This window comes from Streptomyces violaceusniger Tu 4113 (assembly GCF_000147815.2).
Taxonomy (GTDB): Bacteria; Actinomycetota; Actinomycetes; order Streptomycetales; family Streptomycetaceae; genus Streptomyces; species Streptomyces violaceusniger_A.
This window is the reverse complement of sequence record NC_015957.1, coordinates 2,830,214-2,846,206: the sequence shown is the minus strand read 5'-3', so window position 1 is coordinate 2,846,206 and position 15,993 is coordinate 2,830,214. Positions and strand designations below refer to the sequence as shown.

19 protein-coding genes and 3 pseudogenes are annotated in these 15,993 nt (G+C 70.6%); 9 read left to right on the top strand and 13 right to left on the bottom strand.

The features are described 5' to 3' along the window. Positions 1–88: 88 nt before the first annotated feature. Positions 89–313 (bottom strand): annotated as a pseudogene (locus tag STRVI_RS12420) (ABC transporter ATP-binding protein); the annotation flags it as partial. Position 314: 1 nt separating this feature from the next. Here STRVI_RS12420 and STRVI_RS51695 point away from each other — a divergent pair. After that, positions 315–416: pseudogene (locus tag STRVI_RS51695) on the top strand (potassium-transporting ATPase subunit KdpA); the annotation flags it as partial. Between the two features lie 21 nt (positions 417–437). On the opposite strand, the gene STRVI_RS12415 reads toward STRVI_RS51695, so the two are convergent. From STRVI_RS12415 to STRVI_RS12405, 3 genes are read right to left on the bottom strand one after another with little or no spacing between them, the layout of a single operon-like run. After that, entirely contained in the window at positions 438–1,394 is a 957-nt protein-coding gene (locus tag STRVI_RS12415) for a hypothetical protein (RefSeq protein WP_014055989.1), read from the bottom strand. Positions 1,395–1,413: 19 nt separating this feature from the next. Continuing rightward, positions 1,414–1,986: a carboxymuconolactone decarboxylase family protein gene (locus STRVI_RS12410; RefSeq protein WP_014055988.1), complete on the bottom strand. Its 573-nt coding sequence runs from the start codon at positions 1,984–1,986 to the stop codon at positions 1,414–1,416. A gap of 59 nt (positions 1,987–2,045) precedes the next feature. After that, entirely contained in the window at positions 2,046–3,752 is a 1,707-nt protein-coding gene (locus STRVI_RS12405; protein WP_014055987.1) for a thiamine pyrophosphate-binding protein, read from the bottom strand. Positions 3,753–3,920: 168 nt separating this feature from the next. Here STRVI_RS12405 and STRVI_RS12400 point away from each other — a divergent pair, with 168 nt between their 5' ends. From STRVI_RS12400 to STRVI_RS54205, 4 genes are all read left to right on the top strand, one after another. Next, positions 3,921–4,544: a TetR/AcrR family transcriptional regulator gene (locus STRVI_RS12400; protein WP_014055986.1), complete on the top strand. Its 624-nt coding sequence runs from the start codon at positions 3,921–3,923 to the stop codon at positions 4,542–4,544. A gap of 60 nt (positions 4,545–4,604) precedes the next feature. After that, positions 4,605–5,204, top strand: coding sequence for a TetR/AcrR family transcriptional regulator (locus STRVI_RS12395; RefSeq protein WP_014055985.1), 600 nt, complete (start codon positions 4,605–4,607; stop codon positions 5,202–5,204). A gap of 240 nt (positions 5,205–5,444) precedes the next feature. Beyond that, positions 5,445–6,209, top strand: coding sequence for an SDR family NAD(P)-dependent oxidoreductase (locus STRVI_RS12390; protein ID WP_014055984.1), 765 nt, complete (start codon positions 5,445–5,447; stop codon positions 6,207–6,209). A gap of 60 nt (positions 6,210–6,269) precedes the next feature. Next, the gene (locus tag STRVI_RS54205; protein ID WP_251982607.1) at positions 6,270–6,761 is read left to right on the top strand and encodes an alpha/beta fold hydrolase; all 492 of its coding nucleotides are present in this window, start codon (positions 6,270–6,272) and stop codon (positions 6,759–6,761) included. Here STRVI_RS54205 and STRVI_RS12380 read toward each other — a convergent pair. From STRVI_RS12380 to STRVI_RS12355, 7 genes and pseudogenes are all read right to left on the bottom strand, one after another. Then, positions 6,695–7,495 carry an HD domain-containing protein gene (locus tag STRVI_RS12380; protein ID WP_014055983.1) on the bottom strand — a complete coding sequence of 267 codons (801 nt, stop codon included), beginning with the start codon at positions 7,493–7,495 and terminating at the stop codon, positions 6,695–6,697. The genes STRVI_RS54205 and STRVI_RS12380 overlap by 67 nt on opposite strands. A gap of 151 nt (positions 7,496–7,646) precedes the next feature. Then, complete coding sequence (locus STRVI_RS53450) at positions 7,647–7,862, bottom strand: DNA-3-methyladenine glycosylase I (protein ID WP_251982887.1); 216 nt, start codon at positions 7,860–7,862, stop codon at positions 7,647–7,649. A gap of 38 nt (positions 7,863–7,900) precedes the next feature. After that, the gene (gene zwf / locus STRVI_RS12370) at positions 7,901–9,355 is read right to left on the bottom strand and encodes a glucose-6-phosphate dehydrogenase (protein ID WP_014055981.1); all 1,455 of its coding nucleotides are present in this window, start codon (positions 9,353–9,355) and stop codon (positions 7,901–7,903) included. After that, positions 9,352–10,386, bottom strand: a complete 1,035-nt coding sequence (gnd, locus tag STRVI_RS12365) for a phosphogluconate dehydrogenase (NAD(+)-dependent, decarboxylating) (protein WP_014055980.1) — start codon at positions 10,384–10,386, stop codon at positions 9,352–9,354. Before gnd ends, zwf begins: the two co-directional genes overlap by 4 nt. 27 nt (positions 10,387–10,413) lie before the next feature. Further along, positions 10,414–10,668, bottom strand: coding sequence for a transketolase-like TK C-terminal-containing protein (locus STRVI_RS54200; RefSeq protein WP_043235817.1), 255 nt, complete (start codon positions 10,666–10,668; stop codon positions 10,414–10,416). Between the two features lie 67 nt (positions 10,669–10,735). Beyond that, positions 10,736–10,876 (bottom strand): annotated as a pseudogene (locus STRVI_RS56370) (hypothetical protein); the annotation flags it as partial. 242 nt (positions 10,877–11,118) lie between these two features. Beyond that, positions 11,119–11,511: a hypothetical protein gene (locus tag STRVI_RS12355; protein WP_014055979.1), complete on the bottom strand. Its 393-nt coding sequence runs from the start codon at positions 11,509–11,511 to the stop codon at positions 11,119–11,121. Between the two features lie 274 nt (positions 11,512–11,785). Between STRVI_RS12355 and STRVI_RS12350 the strand changes: the two genes are divergently transcribed. Next, on the top strand, positions 11,786–12,460 hold the full coding sequence (locus STRVI_RS12350) for an HAD family hydrolase (RefSeq protein WP_014055978.1): 675 nt from the start codon (positions 11,786–11,788) through the stop codon (positions 12,458–12,460). Positions 12,461–12,501: 41 nt separating this feature from the next. Here the strand turns inward: STRVI_RS12350 and STRVI_RS12345 are convergent, their stop codons facing one another. Continuing rightward, a complete protein-coding gene (locus STRVI_RS12345) occupies positions 12,502–12,948 on the bottom strand; it encodes a winged helix-turn-helix transcriptional regulator (RefSeq protein ID WP_014055977.1) in 447 nt (148 codons plus the stop codon). A gap of 20 nt (positions 12,949–12,968) precedes the next feature. On the opposite strand from STRVI_RS12345, the gene STRVI_RS12340 reads away from it, so the two are divergent. Further along, positions 12,969–13,298, top strand: coding sequence for a hypothetical protein (locus STRVI_RS12340; RefSeq protein WP_050993655.1), 330 nt, complete (start codon positions 12,969–12,971; stop codon positions 13,296–13,298). A gap of 421 nt (positions 13,299–13,719) precedes the next feature. Further along, positions 13,720–15,222 (top strand): sensor histidine kinase, encoded by a 1,503-nt coding sequence (locus STRVI_RS12335; protein ID WP_014055976.1) that lies wholly within the window; start codon positions 13,720–13,722, stop codon positions 15,220–15,222. A gap of 50 nt (positions 15,223–15,272) precedes the next feature. On the opposite strand, the gene STRVI_RS12330 is transcribed toward STRVI_RS12335, so the two are convergent. Continuing rightward, a complete protein-coding gene (locus tag STRVI_RS12330) occupies positions 15,273–15,569 on the bottom strand; it encodes a muconolactone Delta-isomerase family protein (RefSeq protein ID WP_014055975.1) in 297 nt (98 codons plus the stop codon). 80 nt (positions 15,570–15,649) lie between these two features. Here STRVI_RS12330 and STRVI_RS12325 point away from each other — a divergent pair, with 80 nt between their 5' ends. After that, the gene (locus STRVI_RS12325) at positions 15,650–15,988 is read left to right on the top strand and encodes an ArsR/SmtB family transcription factor (protein WP_014055974.1); all 339 of its coding nucleotides are present in this window, start codon (positions 15,650–15,652) and stop codon (positions 15,986–15,988) included. Positions 15,989–15,993 lie beyond the last annotated feature (5 nt).

The window sequence follows — 15,993 nt, the reverse complement described above, 5'->3', positions numbered from 1 at the left end:
ACGTATTCGCAGGTGAGACAGGCTCAGCTCCTCACATTGAGCCGTCGAGGGCCAGAGTGAGCCGATGTCTCACCATCGGCGGTCGCGGTCACAGCTCGGCGAGCTCCGCCCGCAGCCGTACCGTCTCCGCCGGATCCCAGCCGTCGTGCGGCACCGACGACAGCAGGAGCCGGGTGTACGGATCCGCCGGGGTGTCCAGCACCCGGGCCGTCGGACCCGTCTCGACCGCGCGGCCGCGCCGCACCACCAGCATGTCGTCCGTGATGTGCCGTACGACGGCCAGGTCATGGCTGACGAAGACCAGGCCGATGCCTCCCGCCCAGTCCTTCAACACGGCGGCGTCGTTCGTCACCAACACCAACTGGCAGTCGTACTCGGGCGAGGCGGCCCTGGGGCATCTGGTGCAGATGGCCGGGGAGCGGGCCGGATTCGGCGGCCTACCGCGTGAGTTCCATGCGCAGGACCTTGGCGCTGCGCGCCCGGCCGTCCGGCGGCAGTGCGGTGGTCCCACCGTCGGTGATGAGGTAGGCGACGCGTCCGTGCTCGTCGGGGCCACGGCCCCAGGCGATGCTCGACGGCCCCAGCAGCCGCAGGTCCAGGGGGTCGCCGAGGACGATGTCCCGGGGCTGGTCCGGCGGCCCGTCCAACAGGACGCGGTCGAGAGTGTTCTGGCGGTGCGTGGTGACGTAGGCGAGGCCGGCGTCCTCGTCGATGCAGAAGTCGTCGGCCATCGTGCCACCGCCGATGTGCTCCGGTGCACCGGCCGGGTCGTGGGTGGCGGGGTCGACCGGCACGCGCATGAACAACTGCTGTGCCGTGGAGGTGTAATAGAGGTAGTGGGTCCGCTCCGCGTAGCGCACGCCGTTGATGCCCGGCTGGAGAGGCGGCTTCACGGTGGTGAGCGGGTCGTGCTCCATGCTCGGGTGCGCGAGCCAGACGTCGGCGGTCGCCGGGCCACCGGTGGCGGACAGATCGACGCGCCAGACGAAGCCGCCGAAGCAGTCGGCCAGCAGCAGGACGCCCGGGGCGATCAGGCAGCCCCCGTTCAGGGCCCGCACCCGGGAGTCGAAGGTGAGCACCGTCTTGATCCCCGGGGCGGTGCCGGGTGTCCAGCCGCGGAGATCGACCCGGCTCAGATGGGACTCATGTGTGGTGTAGCCGTCGCTGAGGGCCACGTGGAACACATCCGGCTCGGTCTCCACGACCGCCGAGACGAGGTGGTCGTACGTGTGGAGGAGGATCGGCTCGGCCGGGGCGCCGGAAGCCGGGATCAGCCACAGTTGCCGGTGGTTGAGCGATGTCACGAGGATCGAGTTGTCGCCGCGCACCGCGAGGTTCTCCAGGAAGGAGTGCGCGGGAAACTCGGCGACGGTGTGCAAGGTTGCGGATTCCATGGTCGTCCCTTCCTCCGGATCACTGGTCAAGGCCGACCGCGTTCGACGGCACGTCGAAGGCGGCGAGGGTCAGCGCCACACCGGTGAACCAGCCCATCAGCACGGCGACGTCGACGATGCCCTCGTCGCCGATCGCCTCCTTGGCCCGGCGGTACAGCCCGACCGGAATGACGCGCGGCCCCACCAGGGATGACGCGAGTTCGTACACGAGCTGCTGTCGTGGCTCGTCGAAGGAGGTGGGAAGGCCCGCGATGAGGGCCTCCACCTGCCGCGGGTCGAGACCGCCCAGCGCCACGCCGATCTTCTCGTGCTCGTAGCCGGCGTAGGCCGAGAGCCGGTGGCCGGTGACGACGTTGGTGACGATCTCTATCTCGGCCTTGGACAGCGACGAGTCCGTCTGGAAGTACGCACCGGTCGGAACGATCGCCGTCAGCAGCTTGGGGTTGGCCAGCCAGATCTTGTGCGGGCCGGGCACCAGGCCGCGCAGTCGCCGCGTGTACTCGTACGCGCTGCGCATTTCCGGTGGCATGTCGTCGACCGGCGTCTCCACATAGCGGCCGAACGTCCCGAAGTCCTCGGGATCCTCGAACATGGGGCTCTCTCCTCCGTACGGAGCTCTTGGGCCGGGCCTGCGCACCGCCCGCCAGGCGGTCAGACGTCCCGGTGCAGCCGGGTGTCGAATGAGGTGACTGGAGCGATCCGTTCCTTGCTGACGACAACGTCGATCAACGCCGGGCGGTCACTGGCGATCGCCTTCTCCAGGGCCTCGCGGAAGCCGTCCGCCGAGTCGGCGCGAGCCGCGAACATCCCGTACGCGGCCGCGACCTTGGCGTGGTCGACATCGATGAAGTCGCAGACCTCTTCCACGGCGTCGCCGCCGAGGCCGTGCTTGAACCCGACGTGTTCGTAGGCGAGGCTCGCGTTGTTCAGGACGATGGTCACCGCTGGAATGTCCAGCCGCATCGCGGTCTCCAGGTCTCCGACGTTGTAGCCGAAGCCACCGTCGCCCACGAGGGCGAACGCGCGCTGGCCCGCCCCCGCGGCGAGTTGTGCCCCGAGGACCGCCGGAAACGCCCAGCCGAGCGTGCCGGCGGCGCGCAGGAACGTCCGCCCGGGCGCATGGACGGGAAACAGCGCGCCTCCCCAGGCCCCCATGAAGCCCGTGTCCGCGACGAGCAGATCGCGGTCATCCGCCAGCTCGCGCAGGATCGCCACGACGGCCTCGGGCCGTACGTGCCCGGCGGCAGGGCGGTGCGCGACGGCCCGGAACGCCTCCTGCCAGGCCGCGCACCTGCTCCGCACCGAGGCGCGCCAGGTGTGGTGAGCGCGGTTGCCGGACTCCGGGGGCAGTGCCGCGGCGAGGGCGCGGCACAACTCACCGGCGTCGGCCACCACGCCCACATCGACCGTGCGTGTCCGGCCGATGTGCTCGGCCGTCACATCGACATGGACCGCCTCCGCGTCCGCCGAAGGCAAGGTGTAGGTGTCGGTCGCGAGGCCGCCGAGATCGGTGCCGATCGCCAGGACGAAGTCGGCCTCGCGCGCGATCTCGTTCGCCACCTTGCTCGAGTAGCGTCCCGCCACGCCGACCGACAGCGGATGGTTCTCGGCGATCGCCCCCTTCCCGCCCATGGTGGTCAGGACCGGAACACCCGCGGTTTCCGCCAGCCGGGTGAGGTCCGCGGCGGCATCGGCGATCAGGACCCCGTTACCGGCCAGGAGCACCGGTCGCAGGCTCCGGGCCAGCCGGTCGGCGATGTCGGCCACGGCGCCGGGCGACGGAGCCGGCGGCGTCGGGCTGGAGGCCGGAACGTAGTCGGCGTCGGCCTGCGACGGTGCGGCTTCCGCGGCGAGGAGGTCGCACGGGATGTCGAGGTGCACCGGGCCCGGGGCTCCCGCGCCCGCGATCCGTACCGCCTGAGCGGTCAGCTCCCCGGCGCGATCCGCACGGGTGACGCGCGCCTGCCATTTCGTCACCGACTGGAACAGGGGCGGCTGGTCGAGTTCCTGATACTCGAATTTGTACTCGACCTGCGTCGAGACGGTGCTGGTGAGCGCCACGAGCGGGCTGTGGGCCCACCGGGCGTCCGCGAGCGCGGCGGCGACGTTCGCCGCTCCCGGCCCCCACTGCCCGTAGACGACGGCGGGCCTGCCGGTGACGCGGGCGTAGGCGTCGGCCATCACCACGGAGGCGGCCTCGCTGCGGGCGAGACACATCTCGATGCCGTGATCGCGCAGGGCGCGCCAGAGCCACAGATCACCACCGGTGATCAGGAAGACCCGGTCGACGCCGTTGTCCCTCAGCGCGCGAGCGACGTCGTGCGCAACCCGGGGCGCCACTTCACCAGCTATCGCCACAAGCGTTCTCCTCATCCATCGGTGGCCAGGCGACGAGTCCATCGGCGGCGTCAGGCCACGAGGCGTAATAAAAACGAATGACCATTCTCTTATTTCTTCGACCTTGCCGTGCCCGAGGCGGCACTGTCAAGAAGAACGATCGATCGATTTTGATGTAGCCTGGGCGCCATGCCGAAGGTGAGCCAGGAGTACCTCGACGCCCGCAGAACGGAGATCCTGGCGGCGGCCAGGCGTTGCTTTGTCCGGGACGGCTTCCACGAGACGTCGATGCAGGATCTGCTCGCCGAGGCGGGGATGTCCTCGGGGTCGGTCTACCGGTATTTCTCCAGCAAGCAGGACATGATCGTCGCGATCGCCGAGGAGAACCTGGCCGAGGTGGTCCGCGAGGCCCGCCGACAGGCCGAGCGCAAGCCGCCCGTCGGGCTCGGCGAGGCGGTGGCCGATCTCTTCGAGGTCATCAGGGCCAAGCACGCGGAGAACGGCTTCGCCGCCATCGCACTGCTGACCTGGTCCGAATCCCTGCGCAACCCGAGGCTCGCCGAGCGGCTCACGACCGCGCTCACCAAGGCGACGACCGACCTCGCCGGCCTCGTACGGGAGCATCAGGACGTCGGCCAACTGCCGCCGGACGTGGCGGCGGACTCATTCGCCCAACTGATCACCGCCACGGTGCCCGGCTACATCCTGCAACTCGCCACTCTCGGCGCCGACGCGGTCGACGGCCTGCCCGGCGCCGCCCGGGCGCTGTGGCCCTCCCCCGGCGCCCAAGCGGCTGCCGAGGGTTCGCCGTAGCGCCGACCAGGAACCTCACTCAGTAGACTGGACCAGCCAGTCCAGTCGAGAGGGGATGTCATGCGCAAGGAGCTGACGGCAAAGGGGAAGGCCACCCGCAACCGGATCATCGAGGGCGCGGCCGCGGTGCTGCGCGAGAAGGACGTGTCGATCGCCACCCTCGATGACGTCATGGCGCGCACGCACACCAGCAAGAGCCAGTTGTTCCACTATTTCCCCACCGGGAAGGACGAGTTGCTGCTGGCCGTCGCACACCACGAGGCCGACCAGGTCCTGGAGGACCAGCAACCGTACCTCGGGTGCCTGGACTCCTGGGAGGCGTGGCAGCGGTGGCGCGATGTGGTGGTCGAGCGCTACGAGGAGCAGGGTGAGGAGTGTCCGCTGGGCTCGCTGGTCCTCCATCTGGGCCGCTCCACCCCGGGCGCCCGGGACGTGGTGGTGGCGCTGATGCGCCAGTGGCAGGGGAGCCTGGCCACCGGTATCCGGGCCCTGCAGACGGCCGGACACCTGCCCGCCGATCTGGACGTCGAGCGCCGCGCGGCCGCCCTGCTGGCGGGCATTCAGGGCGGCGTGGCGATTCTCCAGTCGACGGGCCGAGCCGAGCATCTGCGGGCCGCGCTCGATCAGGGCATCGGGGATTTGCGGCGCGCCGCGGTCTGATCGGGGTGGCGGCGGACGGGCAGGCCGGCCCGGCTGCGACGGGCGGTCCGCCCTGGTCGCGACGGGCAGCCTCCCCCGGCGCGGCGGCGGCGAATGGACTTGCAAGTCCATTTTTTTCTTCGCACAGTGGCATGGCCCCCGGGCGGATCCGGGCGGTGCCCGCGCACCCGACGTGACCGAGATCGAGGTCGCGTCCCGCGGGACATCGATGGCGGATAACGAGCGTGGCAGGAGCGCGTGATGAGTGGACGGCTGCAGGACAAGAGGGCTCTGGTAACCGGTGCGACCAGCAACATCGGACGGGCGATCGCGGAGATGTTCGCCGCCGAGGGCGCGCACGTGATCGTGTCCGGGCGCAGCGCCGGGCGGGGCGCCGAGGTCGTCGGCGCGATCCGTGCGCGGGGCGGCCGGGCCGACTTCGTACAGGCGGATCTGGACGGGAGCGCCGCGGCGTCCCGCGCCCTGGCCGAGGCGGCGACGTCCGCTCTGGGCGGGGGCATCGACATCCTGGTCAACAACGCCGGTGTCTACCCGGGTGACAGCACCGCGGACACCGATGAGCAGACCTTCGACCGGGTCTACTCGGTGAATGTGAAGGCGCCGTTCCTCCTGACCGCCGCGGTCGCTCCGGCCATGGCCGAGGCCGGTGGCGGGGCGATCATCAACCTGGGGTCCTGGGTCGCACGGCTGGGCATCCCCGTCGGCGCGCTCTACAGCTCTTCCAAGGGCGCGATGGAGACCCTGACGCGCGCCTGGGCCGCCGAGTTCGGCCCGCGCGGCGTGCGGGTGAACGCGATCTCTCCCGGAGTGGTCCACACCCCCGTACCCGGCGAGGTGCACCCGGGCGACGTCATGATGAACGGCACCCCGGCCGGGGGCGTCGGAAGCCCTGAGGCCATCGCGCACGCCGCGGTCTACCTCGCCGGTGACGAGTCCGCGTTCGTCCATGGCATCGTGCTGGACGTCGACGGCGGTCGCACCACGGCGGCCGTCATCGCGGCGTAGCAGCCGAGCGGTCGTGGCACGGCGTACGCGTACGCCTGGTGCCCGGCCCTGATCCGACGGGTGGGCCCAGGCTCACGGGGCGCCGCGCTGACCTCGCGCGGCGCCCTCGCTCGTTGTCCGGGCCACGTCGTCGCGCCCGATCCGCGCGGTGTCGGGCTGTCCGGCAAACCCCTGGACGGGTACGACACCGGCACCCTCGCGGCCGACCCGGAGGGCCTGCGCTCCAGCTTCGCGTTCTACCGTGCGCTGGATACGACCATCGCGCAGAACCAGCAGCGCAGGCCCCGGCGGCTGACCCTCCCCGTCCTGACCCTCGCGGGCGCGGAGAACCTGGGCGAAGCGGTCGGCAACACGATGCGGCTCGCCGCGGACGATGTGGAGAGTCAGGTCCTGCCCGGCTGTGGCCACTACCCCGCCGAGGAGGGTCCCGGAGGCGATGCCGGCCGCGCTGACCGCCTTCCTGGCGCCGTACCGGGACGGCTCCATCACTCCGTGAAGGGCGCGGCGAGCACCATATCCTCCACGGTGGGCACCGAGAAGCCGGGGATATGACGGCGGCCGACCTCGGCGAAGGGGTGCATGAGCTCCGCCATGGGCTTGGTGCGGCACAGCGAGATCATCTTGTCGACCGCGTCCTTCTTGAAGCCCTTCCTGGGGAAGGTGGTGAGCACGTCCTGAAGAGCGTCGGACGGGATCTGCTTCAGGTCGTTTCCGGCGAAATCCATACCGGAGCCGACGGAGATCATGGCGATCTCCGGCCGCTTCCGCGTCGCGATGCCGACGTTGGTGTGCAGGGCGATCGCGTCCCAGACCAGTTCCGCCCGGTCGGCCGGCATATGGCGTTCCGTCAGGAACTTCCGTGCGGCGTCGGCGCCGTCGACCTCGAAGCGCTCGGTCGAAGTCTGGAACGCCTCGATCAGTCCGAGGTCATGCAAAACCGCGGCGACGAATACGAGTTCCCGGTCGTAGGTGACGCCGCGTCGGTCGAATATCAGAGAGGCGAAGAGATACGTCCGCAGGGAATGATTGAAGATTGTCTCGGAGCACACGCCTTGTGCGTAGGTCACGGCTTCCCGGGCCAGTCCGCTGTCGGGGACGCGGACTCCGGCCACGGTCGAGGGCAGGGTGCCCGCTGTCGGCTTCGCCCCCGTGGTGCGTGCGGCGGCAGGCCCGGCGGATGCCGCGGCGGTGAGCGCGGATATCGCTCCCACCGCGGCGATACCGGCGCCGTGTTGCAGCACCGTACGCCGGGCGAATTTCTTTGTGCTCTTGTTCTCGTCGGTCATGTGAGGAACTTTCTCGTCAGCGGTTGATGCCGAGAGCCTACGAATGCGCCGTCGAGTCAAACAGCGGCGAGAATGCCAAACAGCTCCCGATTCTCGCCACCTGAGTTCGTCTCGGCGAGGTGGGTGCCGGTCCTCCTGCCGCCGAGAACCGCTACTCGGAAGAGGACCGCTGCTCAGAACATGCGGGGCTGGCCCGAGGAGGCGCGCAGTCCGCCGTCGACCGGGATCTGGACGCCGTTGACGAACCGGGGTTCAGCACGGTCGACCAGGACAGCCCCGCCTGGGCCCCTTCCAGGAGCAGCATGTCGAACAAGTGCCGATCGTCGTGCGCGGGACGGCCCCACTCCGTGTCGTGGTAGGCCGCCATCGCGTCAGAGCCCAGCGCCCACGCGCAGCGGCGGTCGGTCATGTGCCGGTTCCGGGGAACATCTGGGCGGCTTCCGGCAGATGCCATGAGTGTGGTGCGATCAGGTCGGTGATGGCCGGTTCGGGGCCCCATGAGCCGGGGGCGTACGGCTGGACCGGCGGTGGGTTCTCCAGCAGGGGCGTGGACGCCCTCCAGATGTGTTCGATGCCGTCGGACCGGGTGAACAGCGCCTGGTCGCCCAGCATGGCGTCCAGAATCAGGCGTTCGTAGCCCTCGAGTCCGTTCTCCTCGCAGAAGGAGCCGGCGTAGCCGAAGGTCATCGTCGCCGGTTCGAGCCGCATGGCGGGGCCGGGCTCCTTGGCGAGGAAGGCGGCGGCGATCCACCCCGGGTCCCCGAAGTCGATCACGATCTTGTTGCCGCGGTCCTGCCGCTGATCGGCGAGGTCGGTGGCGAACATCCGCAGGGGCGGCTCGCGCAGTCCGAGGGTGATCACCTGGCGGCGCTGTGCGAGGCTCTTGCCGGAGCGCAGGTGGAACGGGACTCCGGCCCACCGCCAGTTGTCCACCGCCATCCGCAGCGCGGTAAAGGTCTCGGTCGACGAATCGGGGGCGACCCCCGGTTCGTCGCGGTAGCCCTCGTACTGGCCGCGCACGACATGCGCGGGTTCGATGGGGCGCAACGCCTCGAAGACCTTGTCCTTCTCGTCGCGCAACGGCTGGGCGGCGAGCGAGACGGGTGGGTCCATCGCCACGATGCCGAGCACCTGGATCAGATGCGTGACGATCATGTCCCGGAAGGCTCCGGTGCCTTCGTAGAAGTGGGCACGGCCTTCGAGGCCGAGCGTCTCGGGCACGTCGACCTGCACATAGCTGATGTGGTCCCGGTTCCAGATGGGTTCGAACATCCCGTTGGCGAACCGGAGGGCGAGGATGTTCTCCACCGACTCCTTGCCGAGGAAGTGATCGATGCGGAAGACCCGGGACTCGTCGAACACGGTGTGAATCGTCTCGTTGAGCGCTTGTGCCGACGCGAGATCGGTGCCGAAGGGCTTCTCCACGATCACCTTCGCGTTTTCTGCCAGGTCCGTGTCGCCGAGCATGCCGATGACGGACTCGAACGCCGAGGGCGGAATGGCCAGGTGGAACAGTCTGCGTGACGGCCCGCCGAGGGAGTCCTCGGCGGCTCGTACGGCGGCGAGCAGCGGGCCCGGGTCCTGGGGGTCGGCCGCGCCGAAGGACAGCGACTCCTCGAAGGTCTTCCACACCGGCCCGGTCGGCTTGGACCGTCCGAAGGTGGCGACCGCGTCGTGCGCGTGGGTGCGGAACGCGTCGTCGCTCAGCGCGGAGCGAGCCGGCGTCGAGCCCACGATGCGGTAGCCGTCGGGGAGGAGGCCCGCCGTGGCGAGGTGGAACAACCCGGGCAGCAGTTTGCGCTTGGCGAGGTCCCCCGTGGCGCCGAAGAGCACGATCACATGGTCGTCCGGCCCGCTCATCGCCCACTCCGCTTCTCGGCGTGTCCGCCGAACTCGCTGCGCATGGCGGACAGCACCCGGTCGGCGAACTCGCCGAGACCCCGGGACGCGAACCGGTCGATGAGCGCCGTGGTGATCACCGCGGCGGGTACGCCCTCGTCGACCGCGGCCCGGACCGTCCATCGCCCTTCACCGGAGTCCGAGACGCGCCCGGTGAACTCGTCCAGCTTCGGTGACCGGGCCAGTGCGTCCGCGGTGAGGTCGACGAGCCAGGAGCTCACGACCGAGCCGCGGCGCCACACTTCGGCGACCTCGCCGACGTCGATCTCGTACTGGTACGCCTCCGGCTCGCGCAGCGGGGTGGTCTCCGCGTCCGCGGAGCGCTTGCGCAGCCCGGCGTCCGCGTGCTCGATGATGCTGAGCCCCTCGGCGATCGCGGCCATCATTCCGTACTCGACCCCGTTGTGGACCATCTTCACGAAGTGGCCGGCCCCGCTCGGACCGCAGTGCAGATAGCCTTCCGGCGCCGTGCCGTCGGTACGCCTGCTCGGTGTCGGCTCGGCAGAGCCCCTGCCGGGCGCGATGGTGCGGAAGATGGGGTCGAGCCGGGTGACGGGCTCCTGCTCGCCGCCGATCATGAGGCAGTATCCGCGTTCAACTCCCCACACCCCGCCCGATGTTCCGCAGTCCAGATAGTGCAGCCGGTGTGGAGCGAGCTGCGCCGCGCGGGTGATGTCGTCGCGGTAGTAGGAGTTGCCACCGTCGATGACCGCGTCGTCCGGGTCGAGGAGGTCGGTGAGCTGATCGAGGGTGGACTGTACGACGGCGGCGGGCAGCATCAGCCAGACGGCCCGTGGCCGCTCCAGCTTCGCCACCAGGTCGCCGAGTGAGCGGGCGGCGACGGCGCCCTCGCCTTCCAGCTCCCTCACCGCGCTCTCGTTGACGTCATAGACCACACAGTGGTGGCCGTCGCGCGTCAGCCGGCGTACGAGGTTCGCGCCCATCCGGCCGAGGCCGATCATGCCGAGCTGCAGGGGGGCGTCGGTAGCCATGTGCTCTCCTGTCACGTCATTGCCCGCTCAGCCCGAAGCCACCAGCTCGCGCGCCACCCGCGTGACGCGCTCGGGGGTGAATCCGAACTTCGTGAGCAGTTGTTTGAGGGGTGCGGAGGCGCCGAAGGTGTGCATTCCGACGATGGCCCCGCCGTGGCCGACATACCGGTCCCAGCCGAAGGTGGAGCCCTCTTCCACCGCGACCCTTCGGGTCACCGCGGGTGGCAGCACCTGGTCGCGGTACTCCCGCGGCTGACGGTCGAACAGCTCCCAGCACGGCATGGTCGACCGTGCGGACGCCGGTCAGGTGGAGGAGCGACCAGAGCAGGGCGGAGGCGTGTCCCTCGGAGAGCACGAAACGGTCGCGGTTCGGCCAGATCGGATCGGCGGGGTCGAAGCGCAGAAACCGCTGCCACAGTGTGTACGCGACGGGCGCCATCCCCATCGGCGTTCCGGGGTGCCCCGAATTCGCCTTTTGCACCGCGTCCATGCACAGTCCGCGGATCGTGTTCACCGACAGCGTGTCCAGGTCGGTCATGGCTACGCCGCCCTCCGTGCGCTCGATGGATGTCTGCGCTGGTGCACTGCGTCCACGGGCCCGGCCATAGGGGCCGGAGCTGAGCGGCGGCCGTGCGATGGGCCGGTCCCGGTTGGGACCGGACCGCCGTGCCGGACACGATGGTGGGGCGTTCGGCCGAGTGTGGGCCATCTCGTTTGCCCACTGCCACCAGCCTAGGCTCGCCCGTATCCGCCCTCAACTTCGGCCGCGGGGGCTCCGGTGTGTCCGGAGTCGTGTCCGGAGTCGTGTCCGGAGTCGTGTTTGGTGAGCCACGACCGGGGCCGGCGCTGCTCCGATGCCGCTTGTGCGGGCCCCAGGAGCCCGGCTTGGAGGCGTTGGACGGCGTCGAGGTGCTCCCCGGTCCAGAACATTCCGATCGCCGCCACGGCTCCGCCTGCCTTTGCCGCGGCTCCGGCCACGTCCGCCGCGGTGTCACCTGCGTCCGCCGCGCGGAGGTCGCGGCTCACGGCCTCGATGAGGCGACCGGCCGCGAGCCAGGTGTCGACCGGGGCAGGGACCGGGCCCTCCCCCGCGAGCGCTCGCGCCGTCCGCTCGTACCAGTCCACCAGCACGCCACCTGCATCACCACGCGCCAGCCGAGCTTGCCCAGCGTCGCGGCCACCGTCTTGCCGCCCTTGCAAAACCGAGCACGAGCACGTCGGCTTGCAGGGTTTGGTTCGTGGTGCCCATGTTCGCTCCCCTTCTCGCCATGGAGGTGGAATCGGTTCGGGGGCGCTCCTTCCGTCGTGTCAACCGCACCACCAACACCGCGGGGACGCAACTGGCCGCCCCCGGTGCCATCGCGCACCCTGGAAGCAGGCGGAGCCGGAGGAGAATGCCATGGCCGGACCGATAGCAGCGCTCTTCGACATCGACGAAACGCTGGTGCACACCGGAGGCTCGGGAAAACGGAGTTGGGCCTGGGCATTCGACCGGTTGCACGGTGTGGCCGCCGACATCGGGGACCACACCTCGGCCGGGGAGACCGATCCGCAGGTCGGCCGGAAGACCTTCCGGGCCGTGCTCGGCCGCGAACCCAGTCACGATGAGATGGCCCGCCTCTACGCCGCGTATCTGTGGCATCTGTCGGAGGACATCCGGGCGTCGGAGGGGTATCGCGTCCTGGACGGTGTCGAGGACACCCTGCGGCGGATCACGGACGCGGGGATCATCCTCGGGCTGATCTCCGGCGCGATGGAGGGTGCGGCCAGGATCAAGATGGAACCGGGCCGGCTCGGCCGCTATTTCGTCTTCGGCGCCTATGGCTCGGACTCCCCGGACCGGGCGGAGATCACCCGCCTGGCGATGGCCAAGGCCGCCCGGCTGCATGGACACGATCTGGCCCGCTCCGACGTCTACGTGGTCGGGGACACCCCTCGCGACATCGAGGCCGCGCGCGCGGCGAACGCGACCGCGGTCGGGGTCGCCAGCGGCCACTACACCGCCGAGGAGCTGCGGGCCGCCGAGGCCGACCACGTGCTCACCTCGCTGACCGAACCGTTCCCGCACATCTGAGCCGGGAACGAGCGGGCCGACCGCCGCCCCCCGCCCCCGGTTCAGCCCCCGGCTCGGCCCGCCGACTCGTGCGAGGCTTCCTTGCCCTGGTCGTAGGCGGCCCGCGCCTCCAGAACCTCGTCCATATGACGCATCGACCAGTCCGTCAGCGCCAGCAGCGGCCCGCGCAGGGTCACGCCCAATTCGGTGAGCTCGTACTCGACCCGGGGCGGGATCTCCGGATGGATGGTCCGGCGGACCAGACCGTCCCGCTCCAGGGCCCGCAGCGTCTGCGTGAGCATCTTCTCGCTCACCCCGTCCAGCCTTCCGCGCAGCGCCGCGTACCGCTTGGCGCCGGAATTCGCCAGTTCGCCGAGGACGAGCACGGTCCACTTGTCGCCGATGCGGTCGAGGACGTCGCGGGACGGACAGCCTCCGGCGTACGTGCTTTCGCCATGCCCGTGTTCTCCTCCGCCTCGTTCACTGACCTCGTCTCGCGTGTCTGACACGTCAGCCTACTCAGAGGGAGGTGCTGCGCCTGTTGCGCGAGCACGGGCCGTTGACCCGCGGTCAGTTGGGGACGCTGTGCGGCCTGGCCCGCACCACCGTGTACGACGTCGTCGGGGCGCTCATGGTCTCCGGCACCGTCGTCGCCTCGGTACCGGCCGCCACCCGCCGCAAACGAGGCCGGCCGGCGGAGGTACTGACCCTGAATCCCGAGGCCGGTCAGGTGCTCGGCATCGAATTCGCGCGGCGGGCGGTGCGGGTGGCCGCGATGGACGCGGCGCACGGATCGTCGGGGCCGTACTGGATGCCTACCGGATCGCGGGAGGTGCGGCAACGCAGGTGCCGGAGCTGATGGCCGCACTGGCCGCTCGTGGCCGCCGTTGAGGGTGCGTCCGGCCGGGCTCGGCCACGCCGCCACCGCCCTCGGCGCCGTCGCCCTGCTCCAGCAGCGGTCGCCGGTGCTGCCCCGTTACTCCGTCGATCGAACGGGGATGGCCGCGCCCCGGTGAGGGCGTGGCGTCCTGAGGGCGCGGCGTGGTGGTCGCGCGGGCGGGTGCTCCGCTTGCGCCGCTCCGGGCGGTCCGCTCGGTGTGGAGACACGCGTCATGACGATGATTTGATCGGTCTCCTCGGACGGACTCGTTCGGACGCCGCGAGACAGGGGTGAGCATGGCCGGCAGGGACGGGCGAGTGCCCAGGGTCGACGACGACGCGGCCATACGGCGGTGGTCGCGGCGCACGGACGGCGAGCGCCTGCCTGCCGGGGAGGCGCCGTGAAGCTGTCCACCCGCATCGCCCTCGCGGTCGGCCTGAGCGTGCCCCTGCTGGTGCTGGCCTCCGGCTGGCTGCTGCTGCATCTGGTCACCGATGACCTGCGTGCGCGCCAAAACTCCGAGTTGCGCGCCCGCGCGACAGTCCTCGCCAAGAACGCCAAGGCGTTCCTGGAGGTGGCCGGGGCCGACCGCCCGGTCATGGAGCAGGCCCGGCAGCGGCGGCTGGTCAACTCCGCGCGGGACGTGGGCGTGCGGCTGACCGCGCCCGGTGCCCCCGGGGGCACGATCACGGCCGGCCCGCAGCCCGATCCGTTCCCCTCGCTGCCCCGCAGCGCGCCGAAGCCGGTCACCGTGACCTCCGGTGACACGGACTGGCTGGCCCTGTCGCTGCGGGTCGGTGCCGCGAAGAAGGGCAACACGCCGCCGAATCTGTGGCTGTTCTCGCCGGACACCGCCGAGGAGGAGCTGGCGCTGGTGCGCCGGCGGGTCGTGCTCGGGGCGCTGCTGGCCGCGCCCCTGGCCGGGGCCACCACCTGGGCCATCGCCACCCGGGCGGTCCTGCCGCTGCGGCGGTTGCAGCGGCGTACCAGCGGCCTGGACCCCAGGACCAGCGGCGCGCGCCTGGAGCACACCCCGACCCGTATCGCCGAGGTCGACGACCTGGCGTACACGGTGCAGACGGTGCTCGCCCGCTACGACGAGCAGGTCGAACGCACCCGGGAGGCGCTGGCCACCGCCCGCGCGTTCGCCGCGACCGCGTCCCACGAGCTGCGCACCCCGCTGATGAGCATGCGCACCAACATCGACATCCTCACCGACCACCCCGGCCTGGATCCCGGCGACCGGGCGGAGGTGATCGAGGACCTGGGGCGCGAACACGCCCGGCTGCTCGGGTTGCTGGTGATGTTCAGGGCGCTCGCGCAGGGCGACCTGGTCGAGGCGGACGCGTTCGCCGCGCTGGACCTGGCGGAGCTGGTGGACGCGTCGGTCTCCGACCTGCGGCGCACCCACGCGGGCGCCGAGGTGTCCGTGCGCACCACCACCGGACTGCTGGTGCACGGCTGGGAGGAGGGGCTGCGCTCGGCGGTGGACAACCTGCTGACCAACGCCTGGACCCATGGCCGCGCCGCCGACGGTACCGCCCGCATCGAGGTCACGCTGCGCGCGTCCCGCGACCCGCGTGAGCCGGCCGCCGTGCTCACCGTGGACGACCACGGCCCCGGCATCCCTCCCGAACGCCGCGAGGAGGTCTTCCGGCGGTTCCGGCGGGGCCCGGACAGCCCCGGCTCGGGCCTCGGTCTGACTCTGGTCGCCCAGCAGATCGACCTGCACCGGGGCCGGATCGCTGTGCTGGACCGGCCCGACGGGCGGCCCGGCACACGCTTCGAGGTGCGGCTGCCGGCCACCGACGTCCGGGACATGGAGAGCACCCTGCTGCTCCTGCGCCGGGACTGGCTGACCGGCCGCCACCAGCTCGCGCCGACCTCCGAAACCCAGGTGTGAGCCGCCGGGACACCGAGCGTGAGCCGCCGGGACACCGAGCGCGGTCCCGATCAGGGCCGTACGGCCGCCATCTGCCGCGTCATGGGGTGGGTGGCGAGCGCGGTGACCTCGATGTCCGCGTAGGGCCAGATCGGCAGGCTCGTGAGCGCTTCCTCCAGGGCGTCCGCGTCCGGGGCCGTCCAGATGCCGATGTTGGCGCGCCGTCCGGGCAGGCGCCAGAAATGCCGCAGAACCCCCTCTGCCATCAGCTCGCGCCCCCGGACGCGCTCCCGCTCGATGAGGTCATTGCGCTCGTCAAGGGGCAGCTCATAGGCGTCTGACGTGTCGATGCGGACGAGAAAGTCCATCTCTTCCTCCTGAGGACCATGGGTTCAGCGGGCATATATCGATGTTCGTCGAATATCGATAGACAGGCTACCCTGGCCGCATGGCCCGTCAACTCGTTCACCCCGACCTGCGGAACGTCTCGATCGCCCAGGTTCTGTCGGCCCTGGGAGATCCGGCCAGGCTGCGGATCATGACGGTGCTGGGCGACGGCGAGGAGCATCCGCGTGGCGACTTCGACATCGGCGTGGGGCCGTCCACCCTGAGCCACCACATGAAGACGCTCCGCGAGGCAGGGCTGACCCAGCACCGCCTGGAGGGCACACGCTGCTTCGTGTCGCTGCGGAAGGACGCCATGCGGCGTTTCCCGGAGCTCCTGGAGAGCGTGCTGGAAGCGTTCACGGCCGAGGTTTCCGGGGTGCTCCGCACCACGCCGCGGTGAGCTTC

Bases quoted from the DNA above. Each gene is read 5' to 3' on its own strand.
- STRVI_RS12415 (WP_014055989.1), bottom strand. From the start codon at position 1,394: ATGGAATCCGCAACCTTGCACACCGTCGCCGAGTTTCCCGCGCACTCC.
- STRVI_RS12410 (WP_014055988.1), bottom strand. From the start codon at position 1,986: ATGTTCGAGGATCCCGAGGACTTCGGGACGTTCGGCCGCTATGTGGAG.
- STRVI_RS12400 (WP_014055986.1), top strand. From the start codon at position 3,921: ATGCCGAAGGTGAGCCAGGAGTACCTCGACGCCCGCAGAACGGAGATC.
- STRVI_RS12395 (WP_014055985.1), top strand. From the start codon at position 4,605: ATGCGCAAGGAGCTGACGGCAAAGGGGAAGGCCACCCGCAACCGGATC.
- STRVI_RS12390 (WP_014055984.1), top strand. From the start codon at position 5,445: ATGAGTGGACGGCTGCAGGACAAGAGGGCTCTGGTAACCGGTGCGACC.
- STRVI_RS12380 (WP_014055983.1), bottom strand. From the start codon at position 7,495: ATGACCGACGAGAACAAGAGCACAAAGAAATTCGCCCGGCGTACGGTG.
- STRVI_RS53450 (WP_251982887.1), bottom strand. From the start codon at position 7,862: ATGGCGGCCTACCACGACACGGAGTGGGGCCGTCCCGCGCACGACGAT.
- zwf (WP_014055981.1), bottom strand. From the start codon at position 9,355: ATGAGCGGGCCGGACGACCATGTGATCGTGCTCTTCGGCGCCACGGGG.
- gnd (WP_014055980.1), bottom strand. From the start codon at position 10,386: ATGGCTACCGACGCCCCCCTGCAGCTCGGCATGATCGGCCTCGGCCGG.
- STRVI_RS54200 (WP_043235817.1), bottom strand. From the start codon at position 10,668: ATGCCGTGCTGGGAGCTGTTCGACCGTCAGCCGCGGGAGTACCGCGAC.
- STRVI_RS12350 (WP_014055978.1), top strand. From the start codon at position 11,786: ATGGCCGGACCGATAGCAGCGCTCTTCGACATCGACGAAACGCTGGTG.
- STRVI_RS12330 (WP_014055975.1), bottom strand. From the start codon at position 15,569: ATGGACTTTCTCGTCCGCATCGACACGTCAGACGCCTATGAGCTGCCC.
- STRVI_RS12325 (WP_014055974.1), top strand. From the start codon at position 15,650: ATGGCCCGTCAACTCGTTCACCCCGACCTGCGGAACGTCTCGATCGCC.